Origin of the sequence: Streptomyces sp. NPDC001634 (assembly GCF_040298185.1) — a bacterium.
In the GTDB taxonomy this organism is placed as follows: domain Bacteria; phylum Actinomycetota; class Actinomycetes; order Streptomycetales; family Streptomycetaceae; genus Streptomyces.
Map to the genome: position 1 here is coordinate 32571 of NZ_JBEOZU010000007.1, position 24596 is coordinate 57166.

22 protein-coding genes and 1 pseudogene are annotated in these 24596 nt (G+C 70.9%); 12 read left to right on the forward strand and 11 right to left on the reverse strand.

Features of this window, described 5'->3' with window-relative positions:
• Positions 1 to 190: 190 nt before the first annotated feature.
• Positions 191 to 1033, forward strand: a complete 843-nt coding sequence (locus ABT186_RS06330; RefSeq protein WP_351923846.1) for a helix-turn-helix domain-containing protein — start codon at positions 191 to 193, stop codon at positions 1031 to 1033.
• Between the two features lie 80 nt (positions 1034 to 1113).
• Positions 1114 to 1460: pseudogene (locus ABT186_RS06335) on the forward strand (hypothetical protein).
• 155 nt (positions 1461 to 1615) lie between these two features.
• Here the strand turns inward: ABT186_RS06335 and ABT186_RS06340 are convergent.
• The 4 genes from ABT186_RS06340 to ABT186_RS06355 all read right to left on the reverse strand — a co-directional run bounded on the left by ABT186_RS06340 (position 1616) and on the right by ABT186_RS06355 (position 5192).
• Positions 1616 to 3247, reverse strand: a complete 1632-nt coding sequence (locus tag ABT186_RS06340; RefSeq protein WP_351235917.1) for a phospho-sugar mutase — start codon at positions 3245 to 3247, stop codon at positions 1616 to 1618.
• Between the two features lie 243 nt (positions 3248 to 3490).
• Positions 3491 to 4315 (reverse strand): purine-nucleoside phosphorylase, encoded by an 825-nt coding sequence (locus tag ABT186_RS06345; protein ID WP_351235919.1) that lies wholly within the window; start codon positions 4313 to 4315, stop codon positions 3491 to 3493.
• Between the two features lie 99 nt (positions 4316 to 4414).
• Positions 4415 to 4699: a type II toxin-antitoxin system RelE family toxin gene (locus tag ABT186_RS06350; protein WP_351235921.1), complete on the reverse strand. Its 285-nt coding sequence runs from the start codon at positions 4697 to 4699 to the stop codon at positions 4415 to 4417.
• Positions 4700 to 4754: 55 nt separating this feature from the next.
• Positions 4755 to 5192 (reverse strand): gamma-glutamylcyclotransferase family protein, encoded by a 438-nt coding sequence (locus tag ABT186_RS06355; RefSeq protein WP_351235923.1) that lies wholly within the window; start codon positions 5190 to 5192, stop codon positions 4755 to 4757.
• A 96-nt stretch (positions 5193 to 5288) separates the two neighbouring features.
• On the opposite strand from ABT186_RS06355, the gene ABT186_RS06360 reads away from it, so the two are divergent.
• Positions 5289 to 6737 carry an NAD(P)H-quinone dehydrogenase gene (locus ABT186_RS06360; protein WP_351235925.1) on the forward strand — a complete coding sequence of 483 codons (1449 nt, stop codon included), beginning with the start codon at positions 5289 to 5291 and terminating at the stop codon, positions 6735 to 6737.
• Positions 6738 to 6915: 178 nt separating this feature from the next.
• Positions 6916 to 7881: a DeoR/GlpR family DNA-binding transcription regulator gene (locus ABT186_RS06365; protein ID WP_351235927.1), complete on the forward strand. Its 966-nt coding sequence runs from the start codon at positions 6916 to 6918 to the stop codon at positions 7879 to 7881.
• A gap of 427 nt (positions 7882 to 8308) precedes the next feature.
• On the opposite strand, the gene ABT186_RS06370 is transcribed toward ABT186_RS06365, so the two are convergent.
• Positions 8309 to 10081, reverse strand: coding sequence for an acetyl/propionyl/methylcrotonyl-CoA carboxylase subunit alpha (locus ABT186_RS06370; RefSeq protein ID WP_351235929.1), 1773 nt, complete (start codon positions 10079 to 10081; stop codon positions 8309 to 8311).
• A 364-nt stretch (positions 10082 to 10445) separates the two neighbouring features.
• On the opposite strand from ABT186_RS06370, the gene ABT186_RS06375 reads away from it, so the two are divergent.
• Positions 10446 to 10976 (forward strand): hypothetical protein, encoded by a 531-nt coding sequence (locus ABT186_RS06375; protein WP_351235931.1) that lies wholly within the window; start codon positions 10446 to 10448, stop codon positions 10974 to 10976.
• 38 nt (positions 10977 to 11014) lie between these two features.
• On the opposite strand, the gene ABT186_RS06380 is transcribed toward ABT186_RS06375, so the two are convergent.
• The 4 genes from ABT186_RS06380 to ABT186_RS06395 form a co-directional block, all read right to left on the reverse strand.
• A complete protein-coding gene (locus ABT186_RS06380; RefSeq protein ID WP_351923848.1) occupies positions 11015 to 11632 on the reverse strand; it encodes a Maf family protein in 618 nt (205 codons plus the stop codon).
• A gap of 22 nt (positions 11633 to 11654) precedes the next feature.
• Entirely contained in the window at positions 11655 to 11783 is a 129-nt protein-coding gene (mmpB, locus tag ABT186_RS06385) for a morphogenic membrane protein MmpB (RefSeq protein WP_351923850.1), read from the reverse strand.
• 1325 nt (positions 11784 to 13108) lie between these two features.
• Positions 13109 to 13318: an acyl-CoA carboxylase epsilon subunit gene (locus tag ABT186_RS06390; protein ID WP_351234518.1), complete on the reverse strand. Its 210-nt coding sequence runs from the start codon at positions 13316 to 13318 to the stop codon at positions 13109 to 13111.
• Positions 13319 to 13327: 9 nt separating this feature from the next.
• Entirely contained in the window at positions 13328 to 14920 is a 1593-nt protein-coding gene (locus ABT186_RS06395) for an acyl-CoA carboxylase subunit beta (RefSeq protein WP_351234516.1), read from the reverse strand.
• Positions 14921 to 15304: 384 nt separating this feature from the next.
• Here ABT186_RS06395 and ABT186_RS06400 point away from each other — a divergent pair, with 384 nt between their 5' ends.
• Both ABT186_RS06400 and ABT186_RS06405 read left to right on the forward strand, forming a co-directional pair.
• Positions 15305 to 16201, forward strand: a complete 897-nt coding sequence (locus ABT186_RS06400; protein WP_351923950.1) for a biotin--[acetyl-CoA-carboxylase] ligase — start codon at positions 15305 to 15307, stop codon at positions 16199 to 16201.
• 161 nt (positions 16202 to 16362) lie between these two features.
• The gene (locus tag ABT186_RS06405) at positions 16363 to 17505 is read left to right on the forward strand and encodes an adenylate/guanylate cyclase domain-containing protein (RefSeq protein ID WP_351234514.1); all 1143 of its coding nucleotides are present in this window, start codon (positions 16363 to 16365) and stop codon (positions 17503 to 17505) included.
• A gap of 93 nt (positions 17506 to 17598) precedes the next feature.
• Here ABT186_RS06405 and ABT186_RS06410 read toward each other — a convergent pair whose 3' ends face one another.
• Positions 17599 to 18186: a hypothetical protein gene (locus tag ABT186_RS06410; protein ID WP_351923852.1), complete on the reverse strand. Its 588-nt coding sequence runs from the start codon at positions 18184 to 18186 to the stop codon at positions 17599 to 17601.
• A 230-nt stretch (positions 18187 to 18416) separates the two neighbouring features.
• Here ABT186_RS06410 and ABT186_RS06415 point away from each other — a divergent pair, with 230 nt between their 5' ends.
• The 3 genes from ABT186_RS06415 (at position 18417) to hutH (ending at position 22236) form a co-directional block, all read left to right on the forward strand.
• Complete coding sequence (locus ABT186_RS06415) at positions 18417 to 19232, forward strand: enoyl-CoA hydratase/isomerase family protein (RefSeq protein WP_351234510.1); 816 nt, start codon at positions 18417 to 18419, stop codon at positions 19230 to 19232.
• Between the two features lie 146 nt (positions 19233 to 19378).
• Complete coding sequence (locus ABT186_RS06420) at positions 19379 to 20521, forward strand: GGDEF domain-containing protein (protein ID WP_351234508.1); 1143 nt, start codon at positions 19379 to 19381, stop codon at positions 20519 to 20521.
• A 176-nt stretch (positions 20522 to 20697) separates the two neighbouring features.
• Entirely contained in the window at positions 20698 to 22236 is a 1539-nt protein-coding gene (gene hutH / locus ABT186_RS06425; RefSeq protein ID WP_351234520.1) for a histidine ammonia-lyase, read from the forward strand.
• Positions 22237 to 22302: 66 nt separating this feature from the next.
• Here hutH and ABT186_RS06430 read toward each other — a convergent pair whose 3' ends face one another.
• Positions 22303 to 22620, reverse strand: coding sequence for a hypothetical protein (locus ABT186_RS06430; RefSeq protein ID WP_351234506.1), 318 nt, complete (start codon positions 22618 to 22620; stop codon positions 22303 to 22305).
• Positions 22621 to 22730: 110 nt separating this feature from the next.
• Here ABT186_RS06430 and ABT186_RS06435 point away from each other — a divergent pair, with 110 nt between their 5' ends.
• Positions 22731 to 23084: a hypothetical protein gene (locus ABT186_RS06435; protein WP_351234504.1), complete on the forward strand. Its 354-nt coding sequence runs from the start codon at positions 22731 to 22733 to the stop codon at positions 23082 to 23084.
• A 224-nt stretch (positions 23085 to 23308) separates the two neighbouring features.
• Positions 23309 to 24580, forward strand: coding sequence for a L,D-transpeptidase (locus ABT186_RS06440; RefSeq protein ID WP_351234502.1), 1272 nt, complete (start codon positions 23309 to 23311; stop codon positions 24578 to 24580).
• Positions 24581 to 24596 lie beyond the last annotated feature (16 nt).

The following is a 24596-nucleotide window of genomic DNA, read 5'->3' on the forward strand; positions in this document are numbered from 1 at the left end:
AGTCCATCACCCGGACGGGTGAGGTTGGCGAACTCGGCTGGCTTCCGGACCGGTTGGCGGGCATATGTCGCGGCGACCACAGCGGGTAACCGCACACATACGACGGCCCCCGCCGGGACTGGCATCCCAGTGCGAGGGCCTGACCACCTAGGAAGAAGACACCTTCCCGATGGATGCTCAAAACCCTAGCGTGCCCGCGCACGCCCAGACGGCCGTTCCCGGCCGAATCACCCCCACCGGCGTCACGCACGTCAACGTCCGTCACACGGCCCACTACACGGTGATCGGCAACCACCTCGTCCAGCACCGCGAGCTGAGCCTCACCGCGATCGGCCTCGCCGCCCACATCCAGTCGCTGCCCGCGGGCTCCCGCGTCGACATCAAGACGCTCGCCGCCCGCTTCCCGGAAGGCGAGGTCCGGATCGCCGCGGCCCTGCGGGAGCTGGAGGAGCACGGCTACCTCGCTCGCACCCGCGAGCGTCTTCCGAACGGCCGCATCGTCACGCACACGGTGTCGTACAACCAACCGTCCGGCACCACCCCCATCCCGGACGGTCCCTCGCCCGCACTCCTCGACGAGGATGGAGAGGGCGGCTCAGAGCCCCCGCTCGCCACACAGCAACAGCCCCCGGTTCCGGCCGAACCCAAGCCCCCGCTCGCCAACCTTCCTCAGCACCGCACCGCGAGCGCCCTCCTCGCCTCGCTCCGCCACGACGATCCCCGTCTCCTGCTTTCCGAACGAGACGTGCGCTGCCTCGCCCCCGCCGTCACGACCTGGCTGGATCGCGGTGCCAGGCCCGAAGCCGTACGCAACGCCCTGACCGCGAACCTCCCCGCAGAGCCACTGCGCCACCCGGCCGCCTTCCTTGCCCACCGCCTGACCACCCACATGCCCCCGCCCACGGCCTCGCCCGGGCCGACGGCACCTCGTCGCCATCCCCTGCAGACCTGTGACGGCTGCGACCGAGCCTTTCGCGCTCCCGTCCCCGGCCGCTGCCGGGACTGCCGATCCGATCTTCTGGAAGTCGCCTGATGGAATCCGCCGCGTTCGTGATCCAACTTCACCGCAGTCTCAGCCGGATACGCTGGCCGGGGCACTCTCTGGAGGACGACATGAGCACTCAGGCCGATCACGGACGCGAGCTGGTCCCCCGTCCCGCACAGACTCCCGACGCCCTGCGCGCGGCCCTGGCTGTCGTCGACCCGACCCGGCTGGAGGAGATGCAGGCGACAAAGGACGAAGCGTTCGCCAAGGCCGTCGAGTGGCAGTCCTGAGCCCGGTGCGCAGCTGGGTCCTGATGTGGGCCCGGGACATCGAGATCGCTCGCCGCCCCGACCTGTCCGCTCGTTACACCCGCGCGAAGGGCGATCTGGAACACGAGGACTCGACCGTTGCGCAGGAAGCACTGCGAGAGCTGAACGCCGTCCTGGACGAAGCCATGAAGGCAGTCAGCGAGTGAGCTGGAAGTGGGAGTACGCCTTCGGCGCGGAGGAAGCCGCCCGCACCGCGCCCGCCGACTTCCTCGGCGAGGTGGAACGAAGGGCGGGCTTCTGAACTGCTGCCGTAAGGGAGCCGCCGTGCCCGCGGCTGCAGGAGCCGCGGGCCGGGTGCTGATCAGATGCCGGCGGCAGCCGACAGGTCCCGCTTGATCGACGTCAGAAGGTCGGCCGCCTCGGCGCGCGCCGCCGGAAGGTCCGCGTGGCCCGCGACCGGGACCACGACCTCCAGGTAGCACTTCAGCTTCGGTTCCGTGCCGCTGGGGCGGACGATCACCCGGGCGCCGTCGAGCGTGTAGCGCAGGCCGTCCGTGGGCGGCAGCCTGTCCGTGCCCTTGGTGAGGTCCTCGGACCTGGTGATGGGCAGGCCCGCGAGGCCGGTCGGGGGCTGCTCGCGCAGGCGGCGCATCGCGTTCGCGATGACCGACAGGTCCTCGACGCGGACCGAGAGCTGGTCGGTGGCGTGCAGGCCGTGCTCGACCGCGAGGTCGTCCAGGAGGTCGAGGAGCGTGCGGTTCTGCTCCTTGAGGCCGGAGGCGAGCTCGGTGACCAGGAGTGCGGCCGTGATGCCGTCCTTGTCGCGTACGCCGTCCGGGTCGACGCAGTAGCCGAGCGCCTCCTCGTAGCCGTAGCGCAGGCCCTCGACGCGGGCGATCCACTTGAAGCCGGTGAGGGTCTCCTCGTACGGGAGGCCCGCCTTCTCGGCGATGCGGCCGAGGAGGGAGGAGGAGACGATCGACTCGGCGAAGGTGCCGCGCGCGCCGCGTCCTACCAGGTGGGCGGCGAGCAGCGCGCCGACCTCGTCGCCTCGCAGCATGCGCCAGTCGCCCCCGTCCTTGACCGCCACGGCACAGCGGTCGGCGTCGGGGTCGTTGGCGACGATGAGGTCGGGGTCCGTCTCGCGGGCCTTGGCGAAGGCCAGGTCCATGGCACCCGGTTCTTCCGGGTTGGGGAAGGCGACGGTCGGGAAGTCCGGGTCCGGTTCGGCCTGCTCGGTGACCAGGACAGGGGCCGGGAAGCCGGCCCGGGCGAAGGCGGCGAGGACGACGTCCTTGCCCACGCCGTGCATCGCGGTGTAGACGGTGCGCGCGGTGCGGGGGGAGTCCGGGGCGAGTACTGCGTCCGTACGGGCGAGGTAGGCGTCGAGGACGCTGTCGTCGAGCGTGTCCCAGCCGCCGTCCGGGCGGGGGATCGCGTCGAGCGAGGTGATCGCGTCGATCTCGGCCGCGATCTCGGCGTCGGCAGGCGGCACGATCTGGGATCCGTCGCCGAGGTAGACCTTGTAGCCGTTGTCGCGCGGCGGGTTGTGGCTCGCGGTGACCTCCACGCCGGCGACCGCGCCGAGGTGCCGTATGGCGAAGGCGAGGACGGGGGTGGGGAGGGGACGCGGAAGGACGGCCGCACGCAGACCCGCGCCCGTCATGACCGCCGCGGTGTCCCGGGCGAAGTCGGCCGACTTGTGGCGGGCGTCGTAGCCGATGACGACGGGGCCGTCGGTCCGGCCCTTCTTCTTCAGGTACGCGGCGAGGCCCGCGGCGGCACGGATGACCACGGCGCGGTTCATACGCATGGGGCCCGCGCCGAGTTCGCCGCGGAGGCCGGCGGTGCCGAACTGGAGGGTGCCGCTGAAGCGTGCGGCGAGCTCGGCGTGGTCCTCGGCATCGATGAGCTTGGCGAGTTCCTCACGGGTGTCCGCGTCGGGGTCCTCGGCCAGCCACGCCTTGGCCCGTGCGATGAGTTCGTCGTGCACGTCGGGTCAACCTCTCGTTGTGTGTTGGTGGGGAGCGTCGCCCGTTCGGTGGGCGGACACCCCCCGCCCCGTTCCCGGCCCGCGCTGGGCGGCTGCGGGCACGGGGGCGTGCGGCGCATCGTCGTTGGCGTACAGTCCAGCACCACTGGGGCCGTCCGGCACTACTTCCATGTCCGGTCGACAGCTTCGGCCCGGGCCGGGCGGGGGCTCGGCCCCAGAGGCGGTCACCCCGGCGGCGGTGCCCTACAGCCGGTGCAGGACCTGGGCCAGCAGGGCCCCCATCCGCGTGGCGCTGTCGCGGCCCGCCTGGAGGACCTCCTCGTGGTTCAGCGGCTCGCCCGTCATACCGGCGGCCAGGTTCGTGACCAGGGAGATGCCCAGGACCTCGGCACCGGCCTCGCGCGCGGCGATCGCCTCCAGGACCGTGGACATGCCGACCAGGTCCGCGCCGATGACGCGGGCCATGCGGATCTCCGCCGGGGTCTCGTAGTGCGGGCCGGTGAACTGCGCGTAGACGCCCTCCTCGAGAGAGGGGTCGATCTCCTTGCACAGGGCGCGCAGGCGCGGGGAGTACAGGTCGGTGAGGTCGACGAAGTTGGCGCCGACGATCGGGGAGGTCGCGGTCAGGTTGATGTGGTCGCTGATCAGGACCGGCTGACCGGGGCGCATGGTCTCGCGCAGACCGCCGCAGCCGTTGGTGAGGACGATCGTCTTGGCGCCGGCGGCGACGGCGGTGCGGACGCCGTGCGCCACCGCGGCGACGCCACGGCCCTCGTAGTAGTGCGTACGGCCCAGGAAGACCAGTGCGCGCTTGTCGCCGATCCTGTACGAGCGGATCTTGCCGCCGTGCCCCTCCACGGCCGGCGGCGGGAAGCCGGGCAGCTCGGTGACCTGGAACTCGGCCTCGGCCTCGCCGAGGGCGTCGACGGCCGGAGCCCAGCCGGAGCCCATCACGAGGGCGACGTCGTGGGTCTCGGCACCGGTCAGCTCGCGCAGGCGCGCGGCGGCGGCGTCGGCGGCGGCGTAGGGGTCGCCCTGGATGTCGTCCGGAAGAAGAGATGCGTTCACGCGCATGAGAGTAGCCGGTCTCGGCCTACGCGCGTAGATGAGGGAGCTCACGGCAATGCGATCGTTGTCTTGTCGTTTCCGACGAAAAACGGGGGGCGATCAGTCCTCGTCCGTGATGACGATGTCCTTGTCGTTGAAGACCTCGACGATGAAGACCAGCAGTCGGCCCAGGCTGATCGTGTACTCCACCAGGATGTTCTGGGTGAGCCGGACCGTGCGGTCGTCGCCCGTGGAGCTTATGGCGCGGGATGCCGGGAGGAAGGGGTCGCGCGCCAGTACGGCGATTCCCTTGTCGAACGCGGCACGCTGCCGGTCGTCGAGCCGGTCGCGTGCCGTGGCGGCCTGCTCGGTGTAGAAGACCTGGTACGTACGCGTGCCGGTCATTGCGCCTCTTCCGTTCATGCGTCCGGTCCCCATGGAGTTTAGGGACCGCGCACCCTCAGCAGGGCCGCTTGCGCAGCTCCATCACGTAATCGTGTGGTGCCCCGGCCGACTCCGCCGCGTCCGCGATCTCGCCCAGGTAGCGCGCGGAGGGGAGGCCGCCCTCGTAACCGTTCAGGACGTAGGTCCAGGCCGGCTCCTCGCCGTCCAGGGTGTGGACGCGGACGCGCATACGGCGGTAGACGTCGAGCCCCACGCTTTCCCAGCGGTCCATGGAGTCCTCGTCCATCGGGGCGATGTCGTACAGCGCGACGAAGACCTGGGAGACCGGGTCCTCGACGAGAGTCGCGAGGGCGCCCTCCCAGCCCATGTGCTCACCCCCGAAGGTCAGCCGCCAGCCATTGAGCCAGCCGGTGGCGCGCAGCGGCGAGTGCGGAGCGCGGCGGGTCATCAGCCGGGCGTCGAGGTTGCCGGCGTACGCGGCATAGAGCGACATGGAGTCGAGGGTACGACAGCACCCCGTCCGTCTCTTCTGTAACAGCTGCACCACCGCCCGGCCCCCGGAGGAGAGCCACCCGAATCGTGCGGGACAATGGGGTACGTGACTCGGATCGTGATCATCGGTGGCGGACCCGGCGGATACGAAGCGGCGCTGGTGGCCGCGCAGCTCGGCGCGGAGGTGACCGTCGTCGACTGCGACGGTCTGGGCGGGGCGTCGGTGCTCACCGACTGCGTGCCGTCGAAGACGCTCATCGCGACGGCCGAGGTGATGACCACCTTCGATTCGTCGTACGAAGAGCTCGGCATCATCGTTGCCGACGACACACCTCCCCTGGAGCAGGCCGCCCGCGTGGTCGGGGTCGACCTCGGGAAGGTCAACCGACGGGTGAAGCGGCTCGCTCTCGCCCAGTCCCACGACATCACCGCGTCCGTCACACGCGCCGGCGCCCGGGTCATGCGCGGCCGCGGCCGGCTGGAGGGCATGCAGGCACTGGACGGGTCGCGCAAGGTCGTCGTACGGGCCGCGGACGGCAGCGAGGAGACCCTCACCGCCGACGCCGTGCTCATCGCCACCGGTGGTCACCCGCGCGAGCTGCCCGACGCCCAGCCCGACGGCGAGCGGATCCTCAACTGGACCCAGGTCTACGACCTCGACGAGCTGCCCGAGGAGCTCATAGTGGTCGGTTCCGGTGTCACCGGTGCCGAGTTCGCCGGCGCCTACCAGGCCCTCGGCTCCAAGGTCACCCTCGTCTCCTCCCGCGACCGCGTGCTGCCCGGCGAGGACCCCGACGCCGCCGCCGTCCTCGAGGACGTCTTCCGCCGCCGCGGCATGAACGTCATGGCCCGCTCCCGCGCCGAGTCGGCCAAGCGGGTCGGCGACAAGGTGGAGGTCACCCTCGCCGACGGCCGCGTCATCACCGGCTCGCACTGCCTCATGGCCGTCGGCGCCATTCCGAACAGCAGCGGGATGGGCCTGGAGGAGGCCGGGGTCAGGCTCCGGGAGTCCGGGCACATCTGGACCGACAAGGTCTCCAGGACCACGGCCCCGGGCGTGTACGCCGCCGGTGACGTCACCGGCGTCTTCGCCCTCGCGTCCGTCGCCGCCATGCAGGGCCGTATCGCCATGTACCACTTCCTGGGCGACGCGGTGGCCCCGCTCAACCTGAAGACCGTCTCCTCGAACGTCTTCACGGACCCCGAGATCGCCACCGTCGGCTACACCCAGGCCGACGTGGACGCGGGCAAGATCGACGCCCGGGTCGTCAAGCTGCCGCTGCTGCGCAACCCGCGCGCCAAGATGCAGGGCATCCGCGACGGCTTCGTGAAGCTCTTCTGCCGTCCGGGCACGGGCATCGTCGTCGGCGGTGTGGTCGTGTCGCCGCGCGCATCGGAACTGATCCACCCCATCTCGATCGCGGTCGACAACAATCTGACGGTCGAACAGATCGCGAACGCCTTCACCGTGTACCCCTCTCTGTCGGGCTCGATCGCCGAGGTGGCACGGCAGTTGCACACCCGGAAGGCCACGGGCGAGGTCTGACGGCCCGCGCCCGGTCAGGGGCGGGTGTACGGCGATCACGGGGAGTCGCCGACGATGCGCACGGCATAGGCGCCGGGAGTAGGCGCCTATACCACTTTCCGCCCTGCCGTGCGAACAACTTCTGTTATTCGGCGCAAACTGCTGAAACCAGACGGTCGTTGGGGTTACTGTCAGTTTCGTGTTCGCTGCAGAACGTCGCCAATTGATCCTCGAAATGGTGCGTGCGAACGGGGCCGTGTCGCTCCGTGAGCTCGCCCGCGTCGTCCAGACCTCCGAAGTGACCGTACGGCGGGACGTGCGCGCACTGGAGGCAGAAGGACTCCTCGACCGCCGGCACGGCGGTGCGGTATTGCCGGGCGGGTTCACGCGGGAGTCCGGCTTTCCGCAGAAGTCACATCTCGCGACCGCCGAGAAGACGGCCATCGCCGACCTCGCCGCGGGTCTCGTCGAAGAGGGCGAGGCCATCGTGGTCGGGGCGGGCACCACCACGCAGGAGCTGGCACGCCGGCTCGCACGGGTGCCCGGGCTGACCGTCGTCACCAACTCCCTGTTGGTGGCTCAGGCGTTGGCCCACGCCAACCGCGTCGAGGTCGTGATGACCGGCGGCACTCTGCGCGGCTCCAACTATGCCCTCGTCGGCAGCGGTGCCGAACAGTCGCTCCAGGGCCTCAGGGTCTCCAGGGCCTTCCTCTCCGGAAGCGGGCTCACCGCCGAGCGGGGGCTGTCCACGTCCAACATGCTGTCGGCGTCCGTCGACCGGGCGTTGGTGCAGGCGGCCGCGGAGGTCGTCGTCCTCGCCGACCACACCAAGCTCGGTACGGACACGATGTTCCAGACCGTGCCGACCGACGTGATCACCCGGCTGGTGACGGACGAGCCGCCCGCGCACGACGACCGCGCGGCCACCGAACTGCAGGCCCTGGCCGATCAGGGCGTGCAGATCGCGGTGGCCGGGGCGGCGGGCGGCGCGGCGGCGGGAGGCGATGCGGCCCCGGCGGGGCGGCAGCCGCGCCGGGACGTGCCCCTCCCGGGTCCACGCCGCAGCCAGGTCCCGGGCGCCGGCCCGCAGTTGCGCAGCGCGACGGTCCTCGGGGAACCGCCCACGGGGGAGCGCGCACGAGTCGCGGACCTGCGTCGCCGCTAGGCCCACCGCACTCGGCGTCGACGGTCGACCGGTGCCCGGCCCCGCGGGCACCAGCCGGTAGTGAGTACCTGGCGGTCGTAGGCACCCGCCGGAAATGGGCATCTGGCGGTCGTAGGCACCCGCCGGAAATGGACACCTGACGGTCGTAGGCGATCCGTGCCCCCTGCCCCGGAACCCGTGTCTCGTGCCCCGCGACAGCGGAGGCCGACCGCTCCTCGGACCGCCCCGCCGCCCCTCTCGAGGCGCCCACGGCCTCTTGTCTGCGCACTTTATCTGCGCACTTCTCCGCGCCCAGCGCCTCGGACCACCGCATGGTCGGCAGCAGAAGAAGCGCCCGGCGGACGACCGACTGCTCCGGTCCGCCAGGCGCTTCTGACTACCTACGTACCTACATACCTACTTAACTATGTACCTACGTACGCGCGCGTCAGTCCTTGATCTCGCAGATCGCGGCGCCGGAGGTGATGGACGCGCCGACCTCCGCGCTGAGGCCCTTGATGGTGCCCGCCTTGTGCGCGTTCAGCGGCTGCTCCATCTTCATGGCTTCCAGGACGACGACCAGGTCGCCCTCCTTGACCTCCTGGCCCTCCTCGACGGCGACCTTGACGATGGTGCCCTGCATCGGGGAGGCGAGGGTGTCGCCGGAGGCGACCGGGCCGGACTTCTTGGCCGCGCGCCGCTTCGGCTTGGCGCCCGCCGCAAGTCCCGTACGGGCCAGCGACATGCCCAGCGACGCGGGCAGCGAGACCTCCAGACGCTTGCCGCCGACCTCGACGACGACCGTCTCGCGGCCCGGCTCCTCCTCGGCCTCCGCCTCGGCGGGGGCCGCGAACGGCTTGATCTCGTTGACGAACTCGGTCTCGATCCAGCGGGTGTGGACCGTGAACGGGTCGGTCGAGCCGGTCAGTTCGGGTGCGAAGGCCGGGTCCTTGACGACCGCGCGGTGGAACGGGACCGCGGTGGCCATGCCCTCGACCTGGAACTCCTCCAGGGCGCGGGCGGCCCGCTGCAGGGCCTCCTTGCGGGTGCGGCCGGTCACGATCAGCTTGGCCAGCAGCGAGTCCCACGCCGGGCCGATGACCGAACCGGACTCCACACCGGCGTCCAGTCGTACGCCCGGGCCGGACGGCGGGGCGAACCGGGTGACCGTGCCGGGGGCCGGGAGGAAGTTGCGGCCGGGGTCCTCGCCGTTGATACGGAACTCGAAGGAGTGGCCGCGCAGTTCGGGGTCGCCGTAGCCGAGTTCCTCGCCGTCGGCGATGCGGAACATCTCGCGGACCAGGTCGATGCCGGCGACTTCCTCGGTGACCGGGTGCTCGACCTGGAGGCGGGTGTTGACCTCCAGGAAGGAGATCGTGCCGTCGTTGCCGACCAGGAACTCGACGGTGCCGGCGCCGACGTATCCGGCTTCCTTGAGGATGGCCTTCGAAGCGGAGTACAGCTCGGCGACCTGTGCCTCGCTCAGGAATGGCGCGGGGGCCTCCTCAACGAGTTTCTGGTGGCGGCGCTGGAGGGAGCAGTCACGGGTGGAGACGACGACCACGTTGCCGTGGGAGTCGGCCAGGCACTGGGTCTCCACGTGGCGGGGCTTGTCGAGGTAGCGCTCGACGAAGCACTCGCCGCGGCCGAAGGCGGCGACCGCCTCCCGGACGGCCGACTCGTACAGCTCGGGGACCTCTTCGAGGGTGCGGGCGACCTTAAGACCGCGACCGCCGCCGCCGAAGGCGGCCTTGATGGCGATCGGCAGGCCGTGCTCCTGGGCGAAGGCGACGACCTCGTCGGCGCCGGAGACCGGGTCGGGGGTGCCGGCGACCAGCGGGGCGCCGGCGCGCTGGGCGATGTGCCGGGCGGCGACCTTGTCACCGAGGTCGCGGATGGCCTGCGGCGGCGGGCCGATCCAGATCAGCCCGGCGTCCAGGACGGCCTGGGCGAAGTGCGCGTTCTCGGAGAGGAAGCCGTAACCGGGGTGGATCGCGTCCGCTCCCGAGTCCTTGGCTGCCTGCAACACCTTGTCGATGTCCAGGTAGCTGGTGGCGGGGGTGTCACCGCCCAGGGCGAACGCCTCGTCCGCCGCGCGGACGTGCAGGGCGTCCCGGTCCGGGTCGGCGTACACGGCCACGCTCGCGATCCCGGCGTCACGACAGGCCCGGGCGACACGGACAGCGATTTCGCCACGGTTGGCGATCAACACCTTGCGCACGATGGCTCCCTCTCCTTGAAACAAGCCGAGTTTAGGGACTGCCGACACGACGTTTCGACCCGTCCCCAGTGGTGAGCTTGCCCACACGGAGCGTGAAACCAGGCTCACTCAACCTGCGAAATCCCTTGTCGCACCGCCGTACATGGGAATCCACCGGAAAACCCTAGCCCTCCGATGTGGTCAAGGTCTCTATGAAGTAGTCCTGCCGCCGGTCGTGTTTCTTTGTGCAGTCCCTACTAATGGCCCAATCAATCTTTGCCGCTGCCAGACCTCTTGTCCGGAGGTTTACCCGTTAGTAGCGTTCGCGATGTCTCGAACGTACTTGAGGTAACACGCAACGCGCTCGAAAGTGGGTGGGGACCCGGTGGTCCGCAGACCGGTGGCATGGATCGTCGCGATCATCCTCCTCGCGGAGGCGTTCGGTATCGCACTGGTGAACTGGTTCCTCGGAGTGGTCGTCGACCGGCAGAACATGTCCCTGGCCGGACTCGACCCGGACGCGATGTCCGTGTCGTCGAAGGCGGGCGGTGTCGTCTTCGGTCTCTACTTCGCGCTGTGCGCGCTCGCCGCCCTGCTGGTCGCCGTGCGCGACCGCTCCCCGTCCGGTATCTGGCGCATCCTCCTGATCAGCGCCGCCGTGGTCCACGGTCTGCTGGGTGCCTTCACGGTCGGCCTGGTCGGCTGGGGCGCGTTCGCGTTCATGATGGTGGTGTTCGGGCTGATCCTGCTCACCCTCATGACGTACGACGACCAGGAGGGCCCGGCCGGCGCGCCGCCCGTGGACGACGGCCCCGAGGGCGGCGACGCGACGGTGAAGCAGGCCCCGCCGGCCCCGTCGGCCCCGGAGAGGGGTGAGACCCCGGAGAACGGCGGCCCCGCACCGGTCACCCCCTGAACGCCTGTCTCACACCGGTCGCCCCCGGCCGGTGTCGCTCAATTCTCCGGCGCCCACAACTCTGTGATACCGACGCCCAGTTCGGCCAGCAGTCGGCGGACGAGCGGCAGGGAGATGCCGATGACGTTGCCGTGGTCGCCGTCGATGCCGTCGATGAAGGGCGCCGAGCGGCCGTCGAGCGTGAACGCCCCGGCCACGTAGAGGGGTTCGCCGGAGGCGACGTACGCGGCGATCTCCTCGTCCGTCGGCTCGCCGAAGCGGACCACGGTGGACGCCGTCCCGGACGCGTACCGGCCGCTGACCGTGTCGTAGACGCAGTGCCCGGTCTGGAGCGTGCCCGCCCGGCCGCGCATCGACTTCCAGCGGGCTGTCGCCTCCTCCGCGTCCGCGGGCTTGCCGAGGGCCTCGCCGTCCAGGTCGAGCACGGAGTCGCAGCCGATCACCAGCGCACCCATGACCTCGGGCTTCGCAGCCACCACGGAGGCCTTCGCCTCGGCCAGGGCGAGCGCGAGCTCGGCGGGGGTGGGGGCGGTGATCGCGTCCTCGTCGACCCCGCTCACCATGACCTCGGGGTCGAGTCCGGCCTGCCGGAGCAGTCCGAGCCGGGCGGGGGACTGGGATGCGAGCACGAGACGGCGACGCGGCTGATCGGTCATGCGCTCAGCGTATCGGCGCCCCTCATCGGATGCCGATGACGATCATCGCCAGCAGCATCGCCAGCGCCATGAGGACCCCCAGCCGCCGCAACATCTCCTGCATGTCGCGGAGTTCTTTCGGCGGCTCGTTCTCGGGGTCGGACCACAGCATGCCTTCGATCGTGCGTCGATGACGTGCGCGGGCGCCTGAGTACGCGTACTCAACTTGGCCGAACGGTTCCGCGGCCCCATTGAGGGCCGAAGCACTCGGTCGGATGTCGAAGAATCCGGTTCTGCGGCGGGGTGGTCGCTCTTGCGGCGGGGATGCCAGTTGATTGTCGGGAATGCTGATGAACCTGCGCAGATGCCGGTCTTCGGCCGGTGTTGCCGGTCAGGCGGCGGAGACGTCGAAGGCCTGGTCAGGTGTCGGAGTAGGGGCAGGTCGGCGGCGAAGAGGCGGTGAGGTCGCGGGGAGTCCGGTCGGGTGTCGAAGAATCCGGTTCTGCGGCGGGGTGGTCGGTCTCGTGGCGGGGATGCCGCTTGATTGTCGTGATTGCTGATAAAACTGCGGGAATGTCGGTCCAGGGGCGGTGTGGCCGGTCGGCGGGCGGGATGTCGAAGTCGCCGTCGAGCGGCGGGGACGTCGGGGGCCTGGTCGGGTGCCGAAGCTGCCGGTCGGTGTCGAGGAGGCCGGTGAGGTCGCGGGGAGTCCGGTCGGGTGTCGAAGAATCCGGTTCTGCGGCGGGGTGGTCGCTCTAGCGGCGGGGATGCCAGTTGATTGTCGGGAATGCTGATGAACCTGCGCAGATGCCGGTCTTCGTCCGGTCTTGCCGGTCAGGCGGCGGAGACGTCGAAGGCCTGGTCAGGTCTCGGAGTAGAGGCAGGTCGGCCGCGAAGAGGCGGTGAGGTCGCGGGGAGTCCGGTCGGGTGTCGAAATTTCCGGTTCTGCGGCGGAGTCGTCGGTCGGGCAACGGAGATGCCGGTTATCTGTCGTGAATGTTGACTGAGCTGCGCAGATGCCGGTCTCCGGGCGGTTTTGCCGGTCCCGCGGCGGAGACGTCGAAGTCGCCGCCGGGCGTCGGAGACGTGGAAGGCCTGGGCGGGTGCAGAAGCAGCCCGGTTGGCGTCGAAGAAGCCGGTCAGGTCGCGGAGAGCCCGGCCAGATGTTGAAGACACCGGTCGTGCAGCGGAATCGTCGGTCCCCCGGCGATCACGCCGGTCCGGTTGATCGTCGCAATTGCCGAGCAAGCGCCGCCGTGAATGCCGGTCAGTGGCGGCGTCGCCGTTCGGGCGGCGGCGGACTCGTCAGTCGGGCTTCCGAGACGTCGAAGTCGCCGGTCGGCGTCGAGGCCGGTCGGGCTTTGGTGGACCCGGCCGGGCGGCGGAGCAGCCGGTCCCGCGTTCAAGGAACCGGTCAGGCCGCGGAGCGGCGCTCCGCGGGGCGAAGGGGCCGGTCCCGGACGGCTCGGGCCGGCCCCGTTCGCTGCGCTGGTGTGCCTAGCCGGGCCAGTACGTGCGGCCCCATGCCGTCGGGCCCGGTTGGGGCAGCCGATGGGCGGCGATGCGGGACGGGTCGGCCCAGGAGTCCCGGGGGCGTGCCGCGCCGGGCGGTATGGAGGCTGCCGCCGCGGCGCGGGCGCGTACCACCGCCAGTGCGGCGGCCAGCTCCTCCGGGGTCGGGTTGCCCCGTACGACCTTGATCGTCACAGCGTCTCCTTACAGGGGGATGTTGCCGTGCTTCTTCGGCGGCAGGGACTCCCGCTTGGTGCGCAACTGGCGCAGGCCGCGGACGACATGGCGGCGGGTGTCGGACGGCATGATCACCGCGTCGATGTAGCCCCGCTCGGCCGCGATGTAGGGGTTGAGGAGGGTGTCCTCGTACTCCTGGATCAGCCGGGCCCGGGTCGCCTCCGCCTCCCCGGCCGCCTCGGCCTCGGCGATGGTGCGGCGGTGCAGGATGTTGACCGCGCCCTGCGCGCCCATGACGGCGATCTGCGCGGTGGGCCAGGCCAGGTTCAGGTCCGCGCCCAGGTGCTTGGAGCCCATGACGTCGTACGCCCCGCCGAACGCCTTCCGCGTGATCACCGTGATCAGCGGGACGGTCGCCTCGGCGTACGCGTAGATCAGCTTGGCGCCGCGCCGGATGATGCCCTCGTGCTCCTGGCCCACGCCGGGGAGGAATCCGGGCACGTCCACGAACGTGATCACCGGGATGTTGAAGGCGTCGCAGGTCCGCACGAACCGCGCGGCCTTCTCGGACGCGTCGATGTCGAGGCAGCCCGCGAACTGCATGGGCTGGTTGGCGACGATCCCGACGGGGTGGCCCTCCACCCGGCCGAACCCGGTGAGGATGTTCGGTGCGAACAGCGGCTGCGTCTCGAAGAACTCGGCGTCGTCCAGGATGTGTTCGATCACCGTATGCATGTCGTACGGCTGGTTCGCGCTGTCCGGCACCAGCACATCCAGCTCGCGGTCCTCGTCGGTGACCGCCAGGTCCGCCTCCTCCGGGAAGACCGGGGGCTCGGACAGGTTGTTGGACGGCAGGTACGACAGCAGCTGCTTGACGTACTCGATGGCGTCCTTCTCGTCCCCGGCCATGTGGTGCGCCACACCCGAGGTGGAGTTGTGGGTGCGCGCGCCGCCCAGCTCCTCGAAGCCGACGTCCTCACCGGTGACGGTCTTGATCACGTCCGGGCCGGTGATGAACATGTGCGAGGTCTGGTCGACCATGACCGTGAAGTCGGTGATCGCGGGCGAGTACACCGCACCGCCCGCGCACGGGCCGACGACCAGGCTGATCTGCGGAATCACTCCGGAGGCGTGGGTGTTGCGGCGGAAGATCTCGCCGTACGCGCCCAGCGACGCGACGCCCTCCTGGATCCGGGCGCCGCCGGAGTCGTTGATGCCGATGACCGGACAGCCCGTCTTCAGCGCGAAGTCCATCACCTTGACGATCTTCTGGCCGTAGACCTCGCCCAGCGCCCCGCCGAAGACCGTGAAGTCCTGCGAGAACACCGCGACCGGGCGGCCGTCGACGGTGCCGTAACCAGTCACGACGCCGTCCCCGTACGGGCGGTTCTTCTCCAGCCCGAAATTGGTGGACCGGTGCCGGGCGAACTCGTCCAGCTCGACGAACGAGCCCTCGTCCAGCAGCAGCTCGATCCGCTCACGGGCCGTCAGCTTGCCTTTGGCGTGCTGCTTCTCGACGGCGCGCTCCGAGCCCGCGTGCGTCGCCTCCTGGACGCGGCGCTGGAGGTCCGCCAGCTTGCCCGCGGTGGTGTGAATGTCGATCTCTTCCGGCTCGGACATCGGGATGCGGCTCCCTGCCTGCTCAGTGGGGACGTGAGGGTGAGGTGCTGGGGGATTGCTCAGAAGTACTAGGTGTCTGCTCAGAAGTAAGTACGGTTACTCATCCGTAGCGTAGTGGCGTGCCTACCGATCAGCAGTGCGGCGTTTACCACACTCCTTTCCTCTTCACAGCGGAGGAGCGAGTTCACAGCGGAGGAGTGAGATCTCCAGAAGTAGCAGCGCGGAGGCTGCAGCCGCGCCTACGATCGCGGCGTCGCGGCGGGACACGCCGGAGGGGTGACACCACGAGAGTGGTCGAGCGCCCGTGAACCTCAGCCCTCGCGGGCTGGAATCCATCCCGGCTGCGGGATGGAGGATGTCAAACCTAGGGTGGCTTGCATGAAGATGCCGCCGGATGAACAAGGTAACCCGCCCAACGGGGGTCGTGAGCCGAGGTCGGACCGCTGGTCCGACCTCGACCGCCCACCCCTGAACGCCGCAGCGCTGCGGCGGGCGCTGGTGCGGGAGGGCGGGCTGTGGACCGGGATCGACCTGGTGCAGCGCACCGGGTCCACCAACACCGACCTGGTCGCCCGCGCGGCGGCCGGGCAGGCCGCCGAGGGCGCCGTCCTGGTCGCCGAGGAGCAGAACGCCGGACGCGGGCGCCTCGACCGCACCTGGACGGCCCCGCCCCGCTCGGGCCTGTTCTTCTCGGTCCTGCTGGAGCCGGCCGAGGTGCCCGTGGCCCGCTGGGGGTGGCTGCCGCTGCTCGCCGGGGTCGCCGTCGCGACCGGGCTCGCACGGGCCGCGGGCGTCGACACGGCACTCAAGTGGCCCAACGACCTCCTGGTCACCGTGGGCGGCGAGGAGCGCAAGGCCGGCGGGATCCTCGCCGAGCGTGCGGGCCCGGCCGGACAGGACACGGTCGTGATCGGGATCGGCATCAACGTCACCCTCCGTGAGGACGAGCTGCCGGTGCCCACGGCGGGCTCCCTGGCCCTCGCGGGCGCCCGCACCACGGACCGCGACACGCTCCTGCGGGCGGTCCTGCGCTCGTTGGAGGAGTGGTACGGCCGGTGGCGCACCGCGGGCGGCGACCCGGCGGCGAGCGGCCTCCAGGAGACGTACGCGGCGGGCAGTGCGACCCTGGGCCGCCTCGTACGCGCCGAACTGCCCGGAGACCGGTCCATCACAGGGGAGGCGGTGGCGGTCGACGGCGACGGCCGGCTGGTACTGGCGACGGAGGACGGGGTGCAGGAGCCGGTGGGCGCGGGCGACATCGTGCATCTGCGACCGGCATAGCCGAAATCGGCCCGTCATGGGGATTCCCCCCTGCTCACCCGGAGCCGGGAGCTCCGATTGACCTGCCGTCGACGGCTCCTGCAGGAGTGAGCTACCGCACACCTGCCGTAGAGTTGACCGCGGTCGATACCTGACCGCGGCAGATCGGAAGGGCAGCACGCGTGACCGTCGACGACACGGGCTCGGGCACGGGCGTACATCCCGCCCCCGACGGTGAGCCGGGGCGGGACGCACACCAAGAGCCCGAGGAGAACCCCCTCGCGCTCCGCCTGGAGCAGCTGATCCTGGGGGCGGAGCGCCGCTACACCCCCTTCCAGGCGGCCCGTAGCGCGGGCGTCTCCATGGAACTGGCGTCCCGATTCTGGCGGGCGATGGGCTTCGCGGACATCGGGCAGGCCAAGGCGCTCACGGAGGCAGACGTCCTGGCCCTGCGCCGACTCGCCGGTCTGGTCGAGGCCGGCCTGCTGAGCGAGGCGATGGCGGTGCAGGTGGCCCGTTCGACCGGGCAGACCACCGCCCGGCTGGCCGAGTGGCAGATCGACTCCTTCCTGGAGGGTCTCACCGAGCCCCCCGAGCCCGGTATGACCCGCACCGAGGTGACCTACCCCCTGGTCGAGCTGCTCCTGCCCGAGCTGGAGGAGTTCATCGTCTATGTCTGGCGGCGCCAGCTCGCCGCGGCGACCGGCCGGGTCGTCCAGGCGGGGGACGACGAGGAGATGGTCGACCGCCGACTCGCCGTCGGCTTCGCGGACCTCGTGGGCTTCACGCGGCTGACGCGCCGCATGGAGGAGGAGGAACTCGGCGAACTCGTCGAGGCGTTCGAGACGACCGCGGCCGACCTGGTGGCCGCGCACGGCGGCCGGCTCATCAAGACGCTCGGCGACGAGGTGCTGTACGCGGCGGACGACGCCGGTACGGCCGCGGAGATCGCGCTCCGCCTCATCGAGACGATGGCGCACGACGAGACCATGCCGGAACTGCGCGTGGGTATCGCCTTCGGCACGGTGACCACCCGGATGGGCGATGTCTTCGGCACGACGGTGAACCTGGCGAGCCGGCTCACCTCGATAGCTCCCCGGGACGCGGTCCTGGTCGACGGCGCCTTCGCGGAGGAGTTGATCCGCTCGGGCGACGCGCCCGCCTCCGAGACGGAGGCCGCCGAGGCCGCGGCCGCCGCGGAGAAGGAGGGCGAGGAGCCGCCCACGTACCGCTTCGCGCTCCAGCCGATGTGGCAGCGCCCGGTGCGCGGCCTCGGTGTGATCGAACCGTGGCTGCTGGCGCGGCGGGACGGGGCGTCGTCGTAGTCCGTGGGCCGCGGCTCCCGTATCTGGGGGCTGCACTCCCGGGCGGGTTCAACCCGGCCGGGGGAAGCTCAGTCCCCCTCAACCGCCGCGCCCCTACAGCCCGTTGACGCACAGTCCGACGAGCGGTACGCACAGACCCGGTGGGTTCGGTGCCGGGGTCGGCGTGTGCGCGGGCTCGGTCGGGGACGTCGTGGGCCGCGGTGCGGTGGGCGCCGCGGCCGCCGGGGGAGCGGGTGTGCGGGAGGCCGTCGGCGTCGACGGCGCTTCCGGGATGCCGGTTGCGGGGTCGGTGACGCGCGGGGCCGACGCGGACGACGGCGCGGACGGAGGCGCGGGCGGGCTCGCGGTGGCCGTCGCGGCCAGGATTCCACTCGCCTCCTTTGCGATGGCGGTCGTGGAGCGGTACGCGGCATGCGTGGACGGCACCGTTGCGACCGTGGCCGCCGTGTCGGTGGGGTCGATCCGGGGCTCGGCCTCCGCGGTCCCGCCTCCCCCCGTCACCGACTCGGGCGCGATGTGCACGAGGCTCAGCGCCCCGGCGGCGAGCGCGAACCCGCCGACGGCGAGGACCATACGCCGACGACGGGGCTTGCGGTGCCGGCCGACCGGCCGCAACCGGAGGGGGCGGGAGGCGCCGTGCACCGTTGTCGTGATCTCGGTGGTGGTCGTTTCGCTCGTCATACCCATCCCTCCCCGATGTGCCCGCGCTCCCCCGATGCGCTCCGGCGGTGCGCAGGTTATGTGCCGATTGGGGGTGGGTGCTGCGGAGACGGACCGAATGTCACCCGAACGGGGACGGGCGGCCTTAAGTGGCCCGCACTCGCGGAAGACTCGCGGCTGCTTTCGCAGGGCCGCTTCGGCTGCGATGATCGGGGCGTCGGTAGTTAACCCGCGTTAACCGGGAGGGTGTCATGGCGGAGCAGGGGGACGAGCGGGACGAGCGGCGGTTCGGCGAGTTCGTGGTCGTACGGCGGCACGGGTACGTCGCGGAGCTGGCGCTCGACCGGCCCAAGGCGATGAACGCGGTGTCCACGGAGATGGCGCGCTCGATCGCCGCGGCGTGCGAGCACCTCGCCGCCGACCGGGACGCGCGGGTGACGGTGCTGACGTCGACGCACGAGCGGGCTTTCTGCGTGGGCGCGGACCTGAAGGAGCGGAACTCCTTCACGGACGCCGACCTCGTGCGCCAGCGGCCGGTCGCGCGCGCCGCGTACACCGGCGTCCTGGAGCTGCCGATGCCGACGATCGCCGCCGTGCACGGATTCGCGCTGGGCGGCGGCTTCGAGCTGGCCCTGTCCTGCGACCTGATCGTGGCGGACCGCACGGCGGTGGTCGGGCTGCCGGAGGTGTCCGTCGGGGTGATCCCCGGAGGCGGCGGTACGCAGCTGCTGCCCCGCCGGGTGGGTGCGGCGCGCGCGGCCGAGCTGATCTTCACGGCGCGGCGCCTGGAGGCGGCCGAGGCGCGGGAGTTGGGTCTGGTCGACGAGCTCGTACCGGAGGGCCGGGACCGGGAGGAGGCGCTCGCCCTCGCGGCCCGTATCGCCGCGAACTCCCCGGTGGGCCTGCGCGCAGCGAAGCGCGCCCTGCGGCTGGGGCACGGGCTCGATCTGCGGGCCGGTCTCGAGGTCGAGGACGCGGCGTGGCGGTCGGTGGCGTTCTCGGGGGACCGTGCGGAGGGAGTGGCGGCCTTCAACGAGAAGCGCAGCCCGCAGTGGCCGGGCGAGTGACCGCGGTGTGTCCGTGCCCCGGTTCGCCGTCGCGCGTGGCCGCGCGCGGCCCGGCATTCCGCGGTGTTCCGCGCTCCTCTGCGGCCCACACCCCTGATCGCCGCACCAATGTCTCATATTGTCCTGATCGTCCCTAGCCTGGAGTGATGGGTGAGGACAGTCGGCTGAGGGCCGTGGTGGCGCTGGCCCAGGGCATGGCAGCGGCGCACAACCCCCGGGAGTCCTGGCGGGCCGCCGCGCTCGGCGCCTGCCGGGCGCTCGCCGGGAACTTCGCCGCGCTCTCGGTGTGGGAGCGCGAGCGCGGTCGGCTGCGGGTCCTCGTCAATGTGGGGGACCGTGCGCCCGACGAGGAGGAGTTCCCGGAGCACGAGGCGTATCCGGTGCATCAGTTCCCGGAGATCACGGAGTTCCTGCACGAACGCTGGGCGGGCGGCGGCGGGCCCAGCGCATGGGTGGAGACCGCGGACGGGTCGGCCACGGGGGAGGCCGGGTACTGCCATCAGCGTGTTGCCGCCCTGCGCCGGCGCGGGCGCGGCTGCTGCGTGGTCGCCCCCGTGGTGCTGCACGGCCGTGCCTGGGGGGAGCTGTACGTCGCCCGCCGGGCCGGCGCCCCCCTCTTCGGCGCGGCCGACGCCGACTTCGCCACCGTCCTCGCCTCGGTCGTCGCCGCCGGTATCGCCCAGACCGAACGTCTGGAGGAGGCCCGCCGGCTCGCCTTCACCGACGCCCTCACCGGCCTCGCCAACCGCCGCGCCGTCGACGTACGCCTCGACGAGGCCGTCGAACGGCACCGCGGCGACGGGGTCGCGGTCTCGCTCGTCGTCTGCGACCTCAACGGGCTCAAACGGGTCAACGACACACAGGGGCACGCCATGGGCGACCGGCTGCTGGAACGCTTCGGGTCGGTCCTCTCGCTGTGCGGTGCCATGCTGCCGGGCGCCCTCGTCGCCCGGCTCGGTGGCGACGAGTTCTGTCTCCTCGCCGTCGGCCCGCCGTCCGACGAGGTCGTCCGGATCGCCGACGAAGTCTGCCGCCGCGCGGCCGAGTTGGAGCTCGGCGACGGTGTCGCCTGCGGGGTCGCCTCGACCCAGGACCCGATCGGTCCGGTGCGCTCGGCCCGCCGTCTGTTCCGGCTCGCGGACGCGGCCCAGTACCGCGCCAAGGCCCTGCGGGCGGCGAAGCCGGTGGTCGCGGGGCGGGAGGGGCCCGACGACCCGGTCCTGCGTCTGGCCGACGCGCCCCCGCCTGCCGCGGGGGAGCGCCGTCGGTTCCGTGGCCGAAGGCTCTGAGCACGGCTTGGCTGCCCTGCCGTGCCGGGGGCTGCGCCCCCGGACCCGCGCTTTCCGCCTGTACGGCCTCGTCCTCAATCCCCGGACGGGCTGATTTTGCTCACCCGGGTAAGGGGCAACCCGGCACCCCACTAGTGACATCATCGAATTCACTGCGTACGCTCCTGAATATGGATATGCACACTGTGGTGGTGGGGACGTCCGGGGTGACCGCGTCCGACGTTCTCGCCGTGGCGCGCGCAGACGCCCGGATCGAGCTCTCCGAGGAGGCCCTGACGGCCCTCGCGGCGGCCCGCGGCATCGTGGACGCGCTGGCGGCGAAGCCGGATCCCGTCTACGGGGTCAGCACCGGGTTCGGCGCGCTGGCGACCCGGCACATCAGCCAGGAGCTTCGCACCCAGCTGCAGCGCAACATCGTCCGTTCGCACGCGGCCGGAATGGGCCCGCGGGTCGAGCGGGAGGTCGTCCGCGCCCTGATGTTCCTGCGGTTGAAGACCGTCTGCTCGGGGCACACCGGCGTCCGCCCCGAGGTGGCGCAGACCATGGCCGACATCCTCAACGCCGGCATCACCCCGGTCGTGCACGAGTACGGCTCGCTCGGCTGCTCCGGCGACCTCGCGCCGCTGTCCCACTGTGCGCTGACGCTCATGGGCGAAGGCGAGGCCGAGGGTCCCGACGGTGTCGTACGACCCGCCGGCGAACTCCTCGCCGAGCACGGCATCGACCCCGTCGAGCTGCGCGAGAAGGAGGGCCTCGCGCTCCTCAACGGCACCGACGGCATGCTCGGCATGCTGATCATGGCCCTCGCGGACCTGGAGAAGCTGTACAAGTCGGCCGACATCACGGCGGCTCTCTCGCTGGAGGCGCTGCTGGGCACGGACAAGGTCCTCGCGCCGGAGCTGCACGCCATCCGCCCGCACCCCGGACAGGGTGCATCGGCCGCCAACATGCTGGCCGTGCTGAAGGGGTCGGGCCTGACGGGCCATCACCAGGACGACGCCCCGCGCGTCCAGGACGCCTACTCGGTGCGGTGCGCCCCGCAGGTCGCGGGCGCCGGACGGGACACGCTGGCGCACGCCCGTCTGGTCGCCGAGCGCGAGCTGGCCTCGGCCGTCGACAACCCGGTGGTCCTGCCCGACGGCCGTGTCGAGTCCAACGGCAACTTCCACGGTGCGCCGGTGGCGTACGTCCTGGACTTCCTGGCGATCGCGGCGGCGGACCTGGCGTCCATCGCGGAGCGCCGCACCGACCGTCTGCTCGACAAGAACCGCTCGCACGGTCTGCCGCCGTTCCTGGCGGACGACGCGGGCGTCGACTCGGGTCTGATGATCGCTCAGTACACGCAGGCGGCGCTGGTGAGCGAGATGAAGCGGCTGGCCGTCCCGGCCTCCGCCGACTCGATCCCGTCCTCCGCGATGCAGGAGGACCATGTCTCGATGGGCTGGTCGGCCGCCCGCAAGCTGCGCACGGCGGTGGACAACCTGACCCGGGTGCTGGCGGTCGAGCTGTACGCGGCGACCCGCGCGATCGAACTGCGCGAGGGCCTGACCCCGGCCCCCGCGAGCCAGGCGGCGATCACGTCCCTGCGCAAGGCGGGCGCAGAGGGACCGGGCCCGGACCGCTTCCTGGCGCCCGACCTGGCCGCCGCGGACGCCTTCGTGCGCGACGGGCAGCTGGTCGCGGCGGTGGAGACGGTCACCGGGGCGCTGCAGTAAGGCGGTCGGGTACGACGTTCGGGGCCCTGTCGTGGGACGGGGCCCCTCAAGGAAACGTCGAGCGATTCAAGAATCCATGCGTTCTCTGCGCACCGAGTACGTCACGAATCCTGCGCCCAGGCAGAGGAAGAGGGTGCCGCCCACTACGTAGGGCGTCGTGTCCACGCTTCCCGTGTCGGCCAGTTGGGTGCCCGTCCCCGCGGAGTCCGTGGTGGCGCTTCCGTCCGTGGACGCCTGTGTGGACGTCGACGTGTGCTGCTCGGGTGCCTCCTGTGTCGCGTTGGCGGACGGGACGAACCACAGGGCCCCGAGCAGGGTCCCCGCGGCGGTGGCGGTCAGCAGCGTCCGGCGTGCGGTGGACGACGATCGACGTGCGGCGGACACGAAATTCCGATCCCCCTGTGGCGCTTGCGAATTGGCCGTGTGGGGCGATGCTAGTGAAAGGCGCGGGTCGTGGGAAAGTCGCGCACCCCTCGGGCCGTACGCTGCCCGCCATGAGTACTCCTGAGACATCACGGTTTGTCCGGCTTCGTGTGGAGCTGGTCGTCGAGGTCGTCGACACCGACGCAGTCACCAAGGGCGCGCTGCGCCACATCGAGGACGACCCGGACATGCCCGACGCCGAGCGGGCCTACACCGCGAGCGCGGTGACGGAAGACACTGCCGAGGCCCTCGCATATCTCGTCGACCCGTCCGACCTGGTCAACGAGGTGCCGGGCGTCGAACTCGCCCAGGCCTCCTGGAGCAGCGAGCTGATCGACTACGACCCCGATTCGCCGGAATGGGCCCTCGACCAGGATGATGAGGCCGATGATGGCGAGGACGACGAGGAGGTCGTACTCGGCTGACGTGCCTTGGGAAAATCGTGACCCCGGGCGGCAACCGGCGCCCGGGGTTCCGTCGTCTCAAGAGGCGTTCCCTGGCGTCCCGCGGGACGCGCAGGCCTCCTGGGCACCCGTCGGACCGACGTGGTGTGCCCCACACATCCATTGGGTGTGGAACCGGGCGAGCCGACCGTAGCGTTGTTTGTTCTTACGGGGGCTCACGGGGTTTTGGGGATGATTCGGCAACGATGGAGAAGCGTGTGCGTGTAATAACGGACAGCAAGCGGCGCAAGGGCCTGATGGCCGCGTCCGCTCTGCTCGGCGGTGTGCTGGTGCTCTCTGCGTGCAGCGGAGGCAGCAAGGCCGGTGGCAGCGGCGGTGGTGACTCCACCTCGCAGGCCAAGGTCGACGAGGCGGCCGCCAAGAAGACCTCCGAGGCACAGATCAAGATCACGCCGGCCGACGGTTCCGACAACGCCTCCATCCACAACGCCGCCAAGGTCACGGTCGCCAAGGGCACGCTCAGCAGCGTCACCATGACCACCGCGTCCGGAACCCCTGTCGCCGGGCAGATATCCGCCGACAAGAAGAGCTGGGCGCCCACCAACCAGCTGGAGCGGGCCACGACCTACAAGGTCGCCGCGACCGCCAAGGACTCCGCCGGTCGCGAAGCCCACGAGAACGCCTCGTTCACGACGGTCGCCCCGGCCCACTCCTTCATAGGCAGCTTCACGCCGGAGGACGGCTCCACCGTCGGCGTCGGCATGCCCGTCTCGATCAACTTCGACAAGGCCATCACCAACAAGGCCGCCGTCCAGAAGGGGATCACCGTCACCTCCAGCAGCGGCCAGGAGGTCGTCGGGCACTGGTTCGGCGCCAACCGGCTCGACTTCCGTCCCGAGCAGTACTGGAAGGAAGGCTCCACCGTCACGCTGAAGCTCAACCTCGACGGCGTCGAGGGCACGAGCGGCGTGTACGGCGTGCAGCAGAAGACGGTCACCTTCAAGATCGGCCGCAACCAGGTCTCGTACGTCGACGCGAAGACCAAGGAGATGAAGGTCACCCAGGACGGCAAGGTCGTCAAGACCATCCCGATCTCCGCCGGCGCGCCCGAGCACACCACGTACCAGGGCCAGATGGTGATCTCGGAGAAGTTCACCCAGACCCGGATGAACGGCGCGACGGTCGGTTTCAAGGACTCCGACGGCAAGGGCGAGTACGACATCAAGGACGTGCCGCACGCCATGCGCCTGACCACGTCCGGCACCTTCATCCACGGCAACTACTGGGGCTCGCCCTCCGTCTTCGGCAGCGTCAACACCAGCCACGGCTGCGTCGGCCTGCAGGACCAGAAGGGCGCGGGCGACCCGAGCATGCCGGCCGCATGGTTCTACAGCCACTCGATCGTCGGTGACGTCGTGGTCGTCTCCAACACCGGCGACAAGACGGTCGCCCCGGACAACGGCCTCAACGGCTGGAACATGGACTGGGCCCAGTGGAAGGCGGGTTCGGCGGTCTGACGCCGAAGGCCCCGCG